The organism is Afipia clevelandensis ATCC 49720, assembly GCF_000336555.1.
GTDB lineage: Bacteria > Pseudomonadota > Alphaproteobacteria > Rhizobiales > Xanthobacteraceae > Afipia > Afipia clevelandensis.
Genome location: NZ_KB375281.1, coordinates 3,656,831 through 3,667,439, shown reverse-complemented (window position 1 = coordinate 3,667,439; position 10,609 = coordinate 3,656,831). Strand labels below are relative to the sequence as shown.

9 protein-coding genes are annotated in these 10,609 nt (G+C 63.2%); 7 read left to right on the top strand and 2 right to left on the bottom strand.

The features are described from left to right. The 3 genes from HMPREF9696_RS17550 to HMPREF9696_RS17540 all read left to right on the top strand — a co-directional run. Nucleotides 1-838 (top strand): ABC transporter substrate-binding protein (locus HMPREF9696_RS17550; RefSeq protein WP_002714384.1); only part of this gene is annotated, 838 nt, incomplete at its 5' end. A 177-nt stretch (nt 839-1,015) separates the two neighbouring features. Then, complete coding sequence (locus HMPREF9696_RS17545; RefSeq protein ID WP_002714383.1) at nt 1,016-2,245, top strand: ABC transporter substrate-binding protein; 1,230 nt, start codon at nt 1,016-1,018, stop codon at nt 2,243-2,245. Between the two features lie 165 nt (nt 2,246-2,410). Further along, the gene (locus HMPREF9696_RS17540) at nt 2,411-3,694 is read left to right on the top strand and encodes a glycerate kinase type-2 family protein (RefSeq protein ID WP_002714382.1); all 1,284 of its coding nucleotides are present in this window, start codon (nt 2,411-2,413) and stop codon (nt 3,692-3,694) included. Nucleotides 3,695-3,967: 273 nt separating this feature from the next. On the opposite strand, the gene HMPREF9696_RS17535 is transcribed toward HMPREF9696_RS17540, so the two are convergent. After that, complete coding sequence (locus HMPREF9696_RS17535; protein ID WP_002714381.1) at nt 3,968-4,489, bottom strand: MarR family winged helix-turn-helix transcriptional regulator; 522 nt, start codon at nt 4,487-4,489, stop codon at nt 3,968-3,970. Between the two features lie 181 nt (nt 4,490-4,670). Between HMPREF9696_RS17535 and HMPREF9696_RS17530 the strand changes: the two genes are divergently transcribed. The 4 genes from HMPREF9696_RS17530 to HMPREF9696_RS17515 all read left to right on the top strand — a co-directional run bounded on the left by HMPREF9696_RS17530 (nt 4,671) and on the right by HMPREF9696_RS17515 (nt 9,284). After that, entirely contained in the window at nt 4,671-5,711 is a 1,041-nt protein-coding gene (locus HMPREF9696_RS17530) for a branched-chain amino acid ABC transporter permease (protein ID WP_002714380.1), read from the top strand. After that, nucleotides 5,711-7,480 carry a branched-chain amino acid ABC transporter ATP-binding protein/permease gene (locus HMPREF9696_RS17525; RefSeq protein ID WP_002714379.1) on the top strand — a complete coding sequence of 590 codons (1,770 nt, stop codon included), beginning with the start codon at nt 5,711-5,713 and terminating at the stop codon, nt 7,478-7,480. The genes HMPREF9696_RS17530 and HMPREF9696_RS17525 overlap by 1 nt, the downstream gene beginning before the upstream one ends. Beyond that, on the top strand, nt 7,477-8,196 hold the full coding sequence (locus HMPREF9696_RS17520; protein ID WP_002714378.1) for an ABC transporter ATP-binding protein: 720 nt from the start codon (nt 7,477-7,479) through the stop codon (nt 8,194-8,196). Before HMPREF9696_RS17525 ends, HMPREF9696_RS17520 begins: the two co-directional genes overlap by 4 nt. An 80-nt stretch (nt 8,197-8,276) precedes the next feature. Continuing rightward, complete coding sequence (locus tag HMPREF9696_RS17515) at nt 8,277-9,284, top strand: adenylate/guanylate cyclase domain-containing protein (protein ID WP_002714377.1); 1,008 nt, start codon at nt 8,277-8,279, stop codon at nt 9,282-9,284. A gap of 63 nt (nt 9,285-9,347) precedes the next feature. On the opposite strand, the gene HMPREF9696_RS17510 is transcribed toward HMPREF9696_RS17515, so the two are convergent. Next, the gene (locus tag HMPREF9696_RS17510) at nt 9,348-10,496 is read right to left on the bottom strand and encodes an ABC transporter substrate-binding protein (protein ID WP_002714376.1); all 1,149 of its coding nucleotides are present in this window, start codon (nt 10,494-10,496) and stop codon (nt 9,348-9,350) included. Nucleotides 10,497-10,609: the final 113 nt, after the last annotated feature.

Here is a 10,609-nt window from a genome sequence, read left to right as displayed (position 1 = left end):
CCCGCAACTGTTCGTCGCCACCGGCGCGACCAAGTGGAACGACCCGAAGGATTTCCCCTGGACCATGGGCTGGCAGCCCAACTACCAGAGCGAAGGCCGCATCTACGCGAACTACCTTCTGAAGGAGAAGCCGAACGCCAAGATCGGCATTCTGTATCAGAACGACGATTACGGTAAGGACTATCTCAAGGGCATCAAGGACGGCCTCGGCAAGAAGGGCGCGTCCATGATTATCGCGGAAGAGTCCTACGAGACCAGTGTGCCGACCATCGACTCGCAGGTCGTCGCCCTGAAGTCGAAAGGCGCGGATGTCTTCATCAGCATCACCACGCCGAAGTTCGCCGCGCAGTCGATCAAGAAGGTGGCCGAGCTTGAATGGAAGCCGCTGTTCATCCTCAACAACGTCTCGGCGTCGGTCGGCTCCGTCATCAAGCCCGCCGGATTTGAAAATTCCCAGAACATCATCTCGGCGGCCTACGCCAAGGATCCCACCGATCCGCAGTGGAAGGACGACAAGGGAATGAAGAACTACGATGCCTTCCTGCAGAAGTACGCGCCCGATCTGAACCGCGCCGACGGCTCGGTGATCTACGGCTACAATTCAGCCCAGACCCTCGTCCATGTGCTGAAGGCGTGCGGCGACAATCTCACCCGCGCGAACATCATGAAACAGGCCGCCAGCATGAAGAACCTCGAGCTGGAGGGCCTGCTGCCGGGCGTCAAGATCAACACCAGCGCCACCGACTTCGCCCCGATCAGCCAGATGCAGCTTATGCGCTTCAAGGGCCAGACCTGGGAGCGGTTCGGCGATATCCTGAGTGGCGATGTCGGCGGCTAGTTCGCCCCCGGGAACACCAGTTACCCCCTGCGACACACGCTCGCAGGGGTTTCCATTTCAATGCCGTTTGTTGAAACACCGAGGCAAACGGTATTGAATACAAGAGAAGCCGGCAAAGGCTTCCAAAGGCGACTGCCTCAACAAAACTCAAAAAATCAGGTTAGGGAAACACAAGAAATGGCTCTTAAAAAACTCAACGGGATGTTGCTGCTCGCAACCGCCGCGGTCTTCGCCGCATCGACGGGCAGCGCGTTCGCGCAAAAGAAATACGATACCGGCGCCACCGATACCGAAATCAAGATCGGCAACATCATGCCTTACAGCGGACCGGCCTCCGCCTACGGCATCATCGGCAAGACCCAGGCAGCCTATTTCAACAAGATCAATGCGGAAGGCGGGATCAACGGCCGCAAGATCAATTTTATTTCCTATGACGATGGTTATTCACCGCCCAAGGCCGTGGAGCAGGCCCGCAAGCTGGTGGAGAGCGATGAAGTCCTGCTGATCTTCAACTCGCTCGGCACGCCGTCGAATTCGGCGATCCAGAAATACATGAACGCCAAGAAGGTGCCGCAACTGTTCGTCGCCACCGGCGCAACCAAATGGAACGATCCGAAGAACTTCCCCTGGACGATGGGCTGGCAGCCCAACTACCAGAGCGAAGGCGTGATCTATGCGAAGTACCTGATGAAGGAAAAGCCGAACGGCAAGATCGGCATCCTCTATCAGAACGACGATTTCGGCAAAGACGTGCTGAAGGGCCTGAAGGACGGCCTCGGCGCCAAGGGCGCGTCGATGATCGTGGCGGAGGAGCCTTACGAAACCTCGGTCCCGACCGTCGATTCGCAGATCGTCGCGCTGAAGTCGAAGGGCGCCGATGTGTTCGTCAGCATCACCACACCGAAGTTCGGCGCGCAGTCGATCAAGAAGGTGGCCGAGCTCGGCTGGAAGCCGCTGTTCATCCTGAACAACGTCGCCTCCTCCACCGGTTCGGTGATCAAGCCCGCCGGCTTTGAGAACGCACAGGGCGTGATCTCCGCGACCTACGGCAAGGACCCGACCGACCCGCAGTGGAAGGACGATCCGGGCGTGAAGAACTTCGATGCGTTCCTCGCGAAGTACTTCCCGGAAGCCAACCGCGCCGACTCGTCGGTCGCCTTCGGCTACAGCTCGGCGCAGACCATGGTTCATGTGCTGAAGATGTGCGGTGACAATCTCACCCGCGCGAACGTGATGAAGCAGGCTGCCAGTATCAAGGACCTTCAGCTTGAAATGGGCCTGCCCGGAATCAAGCTGAACACCAGCGCCACCGACTTCGCACCGATCAGCCAGTTGCAACTGATGAAGTTCACCGGCGAGCGCTGGCAGTTGTTCGGCCCGATCATCAGCGGCGACGTCGGCGGCTGATCCTCGCCAGGGAGCCGGATTTTCCAGATCGGAAATCCGGTTTGCCCGCTCTGCACGGGCACTTCTGACAACATTTCCGCCCTCCGCAATAACCTTGCGGAGGGCCTTTTAACGTGCGGCCGATCATGCCATGTCTTGAAACCCTTGTTTCCAGGCGATGATCCGATGACCGACAAACGTCCCCTGCTGCGCGCCATTTTCGATGCCGCGGTTGCCGCAGCGCATCCGGATCGCATTCTCGCTGAACACCTGCCGCCAGCCCCGCGCGGCCGCATCATCTGCCTCGCGGCCGGCAAGGCCGCCGGCGCGCTGGCTTATGCCGCCGAGCGGCATTACCTCAACGAAACCCGGCTCGATCCTGCGAAGCTGACGGGCCTTGCCACCACGCGCCACGGTTACGGCAGGCCGACACAGCGCATCGAGATTGTCGAGGCCGGTCATCCCGTGCCCGATGAAGCCGGCCTGAAAGCCGCCAGCCGAACTCTTGAACTGGCGAAGACCGCGACCAATGACGATCTCGTTCTGGTGCTGCTGTCCGGCGGCGGCTCGGCCAACTGGATCGCGCCTGCGGAGGGCGTGTCGTTCGCGCAGAAGCAGGCCATGAACAAAAGTCTCCTGCGATCGGGCGCGCCGATCGGCGAGATGAACACCGTCCGCAAGCATCTGTCGCGCATCAAGGGCGGCAGGCTCGCCCGCGCGGCGGCCCCGGCGAAACTTCTGACACTGGCGATTTCGGACGTGCCGTTCGACGATCCGGCGACCATCGCCTCCGGGCCGACGGTGCCGGATACGACCACGCTGGCGGATGCGCGCGAGATCGTCGCGCGCTATGGCATCAAGGCGGACGACACCGTGATTGCCGCATTGAGCGATCCCGCCAATGAAAGCTGCAAGCCCGGCGACGCGGCGTTCGCGAACTCCGAATTCCGGATTATCGCGCGGCCGCAGGAGTCGCTCGATGCGGCTGTCGCGGTGGCGCGCGATGCAGGCTATGAGGTGATCGCGCTCGGCGCCGATCTCGAAGGTGAGGCGCGCGATGTCGCCGCGGCCCATGCGCAGATCGCGCTGAAGGCGCGCGCCGAGGGACAGAAACTCGCCATTCTGTCCGGCGGCGAACTCACCGTCACCGTGCGCGGCAACGGACGCGGGGGCCCTAATCAGGAATACGTGCTCGCGCTCGCCAGCCTGTTCGCGGACACACCGGACATTGCGGTGCTCGCGGGCGACACCGACGGCGCCGACGGCGGTGCGGGACATCCCACCGATCCGGCTGGTGCGATCCTCGACCAGCGCACGTTCGCGAAAATGCGCGAACTCAAGCTCGATCCGAAGGCCTATCTCGACAACAACGATGCCACCGCGTTCTTCACGGCCACCGGCGACCTGCTCAACACCGGCCCGACGCTGACCAATGTCAACGACATCCGCATCATTCTGGTGGATACGTAACGCTCGTCATTGCGAGCCAACGGGTCCGGCTTCGCCGGCCCGATGACAGGCTCCGCGAAGCAATCCATTGCTTCTGAAAAGATGGATTGCTTCGTCGCTGCGCTCCTCGCCATGACGCTGTGGGATGCGCTCCCTCGCCCCGCTCTTGCGGGGAGAGGGTTGGGGTGAGGGGCAATTCCTCGATGGCTTTCATGAAGTGGCCCCTCACCCGGATTGTTTCACAATCCGACCTCTCCCCGAAGACGGGGAGAGGTGAAGAAAGGAGCAATGCCCCTAAAACTCCTGCGCGATCTTGCTGAGCATCGTCAGCAGCAGATCGCGGTTCTCGTTGCCGAGCAATTCCCGCAACCGCGCCTCATGACGAGTCTCGATCAGCTTGCGCGCCCGCAACAGAACCGCGCGGCCCTTCTCGGTCAATCGCAGGATATGCGAGCGGCGGTCGTTGCTGGAGCGGCTGCGCACACAGAGGTCGCGGCTCTCAAGCTCATCCAGCAGCGCCACGAAATTCGGCCGCAGGATACCGAGAGTCGAGGCGATCTCGGTCTGGTTTCGGCCGGGATTGGCTTCCACCAGCATCAGCACGGAAAACTGCGCCGGGGTGAGTTGCAGCGGCGCGACGCAGCCGATGAAATCCTCGAAAATCCGCAGTTGCGCCCGCTTCAGCGAATAGCCGAGGAACCCGGACAGATCGCCGATCCTGACGGCAGGAGGCTGCGGCGCGGGCGGGAATACCTTACGCGCCGGCCGCTTGCGGGCCTTCGCTGCACCTGCGCTCACGCTCCGTGAAACAGCCATCGTGCGTTTCCTCGTCGGCCTGTTATAAGGGCGCCTCGAGCGGCCCGACGCCCGTCGGGCTTGAGATTATAGTCGATAATCGTTATGAAACATATCAAATAGCGATGGCGGAATTCAACCGCCGCTGTTTGGTGCCGCCGGACCCTTGCATCCGCGCGTGCGCGCTGCGTGAGGGGACGCTTTGGACAGTACGATTCTTCTGTTCCTGCTGCAGGACGGAATCACGAGCGGCGCGATCTATGCGCTGCTCGGTCTTGCGCTCGTTCTCGTCTTCGCGGTGACGCGGGTCATCCTGATTCCGCAGGGCGAGTTCGTCACCTTCGGCGCGCTGACCTACGCCGTGCTTGCCACCGGAAATGTCCCGGGCACCACCCTGCTCGCGCTCGGCATGGGCGTCGTGGCTTTCGCTTTCGACATGATCGCCGGACGCAACACGATGAACGCCCGCAAGTTCATGCGTTCGCTGGCGCTCAACATCGTGCTGCCGCTGGCGATATGGGGCCTCGCAATGGCGCTGGCCGGGCGTCAGAACGGCGTCGCCCTCAACTTTATTCTAGCCATCGTCATTGTCGCGCCGATCGGCCTTTATCTCTACCGCATCGCCTATCAGCCGATCGCCCATGCCTCGGTGCTGGTGCTGCTGATCGCATCGGTCGGCGTGCATCTCGCCCTGCAGGGACTCGGCCTTGCCTTCTTCGGCGCGGAAGGCCTGCGGGCGCCGGCGATCTCCAGCGCTGCTTTCACCGTCGGCCCGCTGCGCTTCACCGGGCAGAGCATCGCCATCTACGTCATCACCATCCTGCTGATCGTCGGCCTGTGGCTGCTGTTCGGCTACACGCTTTACGGCAAGGCGCTGCGCGCCACCGCGGTGAACCGTCTCGGCGCGCGCATTGTCGGCATCCGCACCACGCTGTCGGGTCAGGTCGCATTCCTGCTCGCTGCGATCATCGGCACGATTTCGGGAATCCTGATCGTGCCGATCACGACGATCTATTACGACACCGGCTTCCTGATCGGCCTGAAAGGCTTTGTCGCCGCCATTATCGGCGGCCTCGTCAGCTATCCGCTCACCGCCGCCGCGGCCCTCGTGGTCGGCATCGTCGAAGCGTTCTCGTCGTTCTACGCCAGCAACTTCAAGGAGGTCATTGTCTTTACGCTGCTGCTGCCGGTTCTGATCCTGCGCTCTCTGGCTTCGCCGGAAGTCGACGAGGAGGAAGACTGATGGCACGGCGCTGGGGCATGATCATCTTTACGCTGGTGATGGCGGCGATCCCGTTCATTCCCGGCATGCCGCCGTTCTGGATCGTGCTGCTCGACAATATCGGGCTGGCCGCGCTGGTGGCGATGGGCCTTGTGCTGCTGACGGGCGTCGGCGGACTGACATCGTTCGGCCAGGCCGCGTTCTGCGGCTTCGGCGCTTACACCACCGCGATCCTCACCACGTCTTACGGACTGTCGCCGTGGCTGACCCTGCCGCTGTCGCTGATCGTCAGCGGCGTCGCCGCCGTCATTCTCGGCCTCATCACCGTGCGCCTCTCCGGCCACTATCTGCCGCTCGGCACCATCGCCTGGGGCATCAGCCTGTTCTATCTGTTCAGCAAGCTCGAGATCGTCGGGCGCAACGACGGCATTTCCGGCATTCCGCCGCTCGCCATCGGCTCGCTGCAGTTCACCGATCCGGGAAATATCTATTTCGCGATCTGGATCGCGGTGATCCTTTGTGCGGTGCTGACGCTCAATCTGCTGGATTCCCGCACCGGGCGCGCGATCCGCGCCCTGCGCCGCGGCCATATCGCGGCGGAAGCCTTCGGTGTCGAGACCGCGCGCGCCAAGCTGCTGGTCTTCATTTACGCCGCGGTGCTCGCAGGCCTGTCCGGCTGGCTCTATGCGCATTTCCAGCGTGCGGTGAATCCGACGCCGTTCGGCCTGAACGCCGGGATCGAGTATCTGTTCATCGCCGTGGTCGGCGGCGCGGGTTATGTCTGGGGCGCGGTGCTCGGCGCCAGCATCGTGGTCGTGCTCAAGGAGATCCTGCAGAGCTACCTGCCGGTGGTGTTCCACGGATCGGCACAGCTTGAAATCGTGATTTTCGGCATCCTGCTGGTGGCGCTGCTGCAGGCCGCGCCGGGCGGCATCTGGCCGCGCCTCGCCGCGCTGCTGAAACTGTCGCCGCGCCTTCCCGATCCGCAAGGCGCGGACGCGCTGCCGCCGCGCGCGAAATCCGTGACGGATTCCGCGACGCTGCTCGACGTGCAGGCTGCGCGCAAGCAGTTCGGCGGTGTGATCGCCGTGAACGACGTGTCGTTCGATGTCAAGACCGGCGAAATCGTCGCGCTGATCGGACCGAACGGCGCGGGCAAGAGCACGACCTTTAACCTGATCACCGGTGTGCTGCGCTCATCGGGCGGCACGATCTCGGTTCTCGGCCGCACTGTCGATAACGCGCCGCCGCAGGATATCGCCCGGCTCGGCGTCGCCCGCACCTTCCAGCACGTCAAGCTCGTGCCCGACATGACCGTGCTGGAGAATGTCGCCATTGGCGCCCATCTGCGCGGCCAGTCCGGCGCCATCGCCAGCATGCTGCGGCTTGATCGCAAGGACGAAGCCGCGCTGCTCGCGGAAGCCGCGAAACAGATCGCACGGGTTGGTCTCGCCGATCAGATGCACCAGTTGGCGGGCAGCCTGTCGCTCGGCCAGCAGCGCATCGTGGAGATCGCCCGGGCGCTCTGCGTCGATCCGGTGCTGCTGCTGCTGGACGAGCCGGCCGCCGGCCTGCGGCATATGGAGAAGCAGAAGCTCGCCGCGCTGCTGCGCCAGTTGCGGGCCGAGGGCATGTCGGTGCTTCTGGTCGAACACGACATGGGCTTTGTGATGGACATCGCGGACCGTATTGTGGTGCTGGAGTTCGGCACCAAGATCGCCGAGGGCACACCCGCCGCGATCCGCGCCAACCCCGATGTCATCAAGGCCTATCTGGGGACGGCGTCATGACAAAGCTGCTGTCCGTCGAGAACGCGCACATTTCCTATGGCAAGGTGGAGGCTGTGCGCGGCGCAACGCTCGATGTCGGGGCCAACGAGATTGTCACCATCGTCGGCGCCAACGGCGCGGGCAAGACCACGCTGCTCAACGCCATCATGGGAATCCTGCCGCTCAACGGCAGCGTCATCTTCATGGATCAGCAGATCGCGCGCTTCGAGATCGAGGATCGCGTTGCCGCCGGCCTGTGCATCGTGCCGGAGCATCGCGAACTGTTCGGCACCATGACGGTCGAGGAAAACCTGCAGCTCGGCGGCTTCCGCGTGCCCCGCGCCACCGCCGTGCGTGAGCAGGAACGGGTTTACGCGCTGTTTCCCCGCCTCAAGGAGCGCCGCACCCAGCTTGCCGGCACGCTGTCCGGCGGCGAGCAGCAGATGCTGGCCATGGGCCGCGCGCTGATGAGCCAGCCGCGTTTGCTGATGCTGGACGAGCCGTCGCTCGGCCTTGCGCCGCTGATCGTGGCAGATATTTTCCGCACCATCGGCGAACTTCGACAGGCCGGCGTCTCGGTGCTGCTGGTCGAGCAGAACGCCCGCGCCGCGCTGGACATCGCCGACCGCGCCTATGTGATGGAGCTTGGCGAATTCGTCATGAGCGGGTCGGCCAGGGACATCAGCGGCGACGAGCGCGTGGTGGCCAGCTATCTCGGATTCCAGCCGGGCGGATAGAGCGGGCCGCCCCCCTAACAATCTTCTGCATTCTGACCGATACTCGCTTCCGCAACATCTCGTGCGGGGGCACTTCAATCATGGACGCGCGGTCACAGCGCAAGCTGCGGTTTCTGGCGGCAATTCTCGCGACCGGAGCACTTGGCGGAATCATCTTTGTGGTCGCGCACTCCGGATTTGTGCCGCTGCAGATTTTGGTCGGCATCATATACGGTGTCCTGATCAGCGGCGCGATCGGCCTATTCGAGCTTCTCGCGTCATCGGGGCCGCTGCGCGACTGGCTGGGAAGCCTGCCGTTCACTGTCAGCCTTGCGGTTCGCAGCGCATTCTATGCCGCCGTCATCATCCCGGTGCAGTATTTCGACCTCGGCGTTCTGATCGCCGGCCTGACCCCGGACCCCAATCAGGACACCTGGACCCCGATCCTGTTCTCGGCGGTGTTCGCCGTTGCGCTCAACCTGCTGTTTGCGATCACCAACATCATCGGCCCCCGCGCCTTTTTTCATCTGATTACCGGGCGCTATCACGCCCCGGTCGAGGAAAGCCGGTTCGTTCTGTTTGTCGATATTGCCGGCTCGACAACCCTTGCCGAACGCTTCGGCAGCCTTGGAATTCACCGCTTTCTCGACAAGACCTTCCGGAGCCTCACCGGACCGATCATCGATTTCCGGGGCGAGGTGCTGAACTATGTCGGCGACGAAATCATCGTCACCTGGTCGGCAGCGTCCGGCGCGGTGGACGCCCGTCCGCTGCGCTGCTTTCTGGCCATGCGCGAGACCCTGCAGAAACTTCAGGGCAAGTTTGAGCAGGAATTCGGCGTTGCGCCGCGCATTCGCGGCAGCCTGCATTTCGGTCCGGTGATTGTCGGCGAAATCGGCGACATCAAGCGCGCGATCGTGTTCAACGGCGATGTGATGAACACCGCGGCGCGGCTCGAAGAACTCAGCCGCAACGTGGACGGTGGATTTGTCGCCTCGCGCGCCGCGATCGAGCAGTTCAAATCCCCGCCTCCGGTGGCGCTGCAGGATCTTGGCGTCCGGGAGATTCGCGGCAGAACCGGCAGCGTTGCGGTGATGGGCCTCGCCTAAACCGCAAAAAGCAAAATGCCCGGCACGAAGCCGGGCATTTCGAGGGTTCATCTGTGCAGATGGTTACTTCACGACTTCGTACTTGCCGTTCTTCACGGTGAGAAGAATGCGCGAGCGGTCGTCGGTGCCGAAACGATTGGTCTCGGTGAAGTTGTAGACGCCCTGGCTGGCGGCGATTTCCTTCTCCGAGAGCAGTGCCTTGCGGATCGCCTCGTGGAATTCCGGCGTGCCGGGCTTCGCGGTCTTGAGAGCCACCGGCACGACGCGCTTGAGAACCTCGAAGGCGTCATACATATGTCCGGCGAACTGGCTGCGGGTGTTGGCGCCGTACTTCTTCTCGTAGGCGGTGTTCAGCGCCATGCCCGGCTTCTTGGTCAGCGCGCTGTCGGGCTGGCCTTCCGGAGCCATCACCGGACCCGCGGCCATGATGACGCCTTCCGCCGAGGGACCGGCAATGCGGATGAAGTCCATCGCCGCGGCGCCATGGGTCTGGTAGATCAGGCCCTTGTAACCGCGCTCGCGCAGCGCCGACTGCGGCAGCGCCGCGCCGGTGCCCGAGGCGCCGATGAGGATCGCGTCCGGATTGGCCGCGACCAGCTTCAGCACCTGACCGGCCACCGACGTATCGGGGCGCGCATAGCGCTCTTCCGCCACGACGGTGATGCCGCCCATGGCGCCGGTCTGGGTCTTCAGGTCGTTCAGCCAGAGATCGCCGTAGGAATCGGAGAAGCCGATATAGCCGACGGTTTTGACATTGTGCTTCTTCATGTGCTCGTAGAGCACCTTGCCCATGATCGGCACCGGCTGCGGCATCACGGCGGTCCACTTCTCGCGGGCCGGGGTGATCGGCAGCGGCGCGAGGCTGAGTTGCGGCACGCCGACTTCATTGGCGACGGTCGAAATCGCGATCGACGGCGGCGTGGTCGAGGAGCCGATGATGATGTCGGCCTTGGACTCGGTCACGAAACGGCGGGCATTGGTGGTGGCTGCGGTCGGATCGCCGGCGTCGTCGAGCAGGATTGTCTTGATCTTGGCGCCGCCGATCTCGGTCGGCACGAATTCGAGCGCGTTCTTCTCAGGAATACCCAGCGCAGCGGCCGGGCCGGTGGTGCTGATGCTGATGCCGATGGTGATGTCCTGCGCGGCGGCAAGAGTCACCGGCAGCGTCACGGAGGCCGCCATCATGATGGCGGTCCAGGTTAGCTTTTTCATCAAGTCCTCCCTCAAATACTCTTTTCAAGTTTCGTTCGATTGCGGCGGGCGCGCACCTTGCAGTGCAACATATCGCCCGGATTGGCCGCCATTCAGAGCGAAGTTATCGGTCA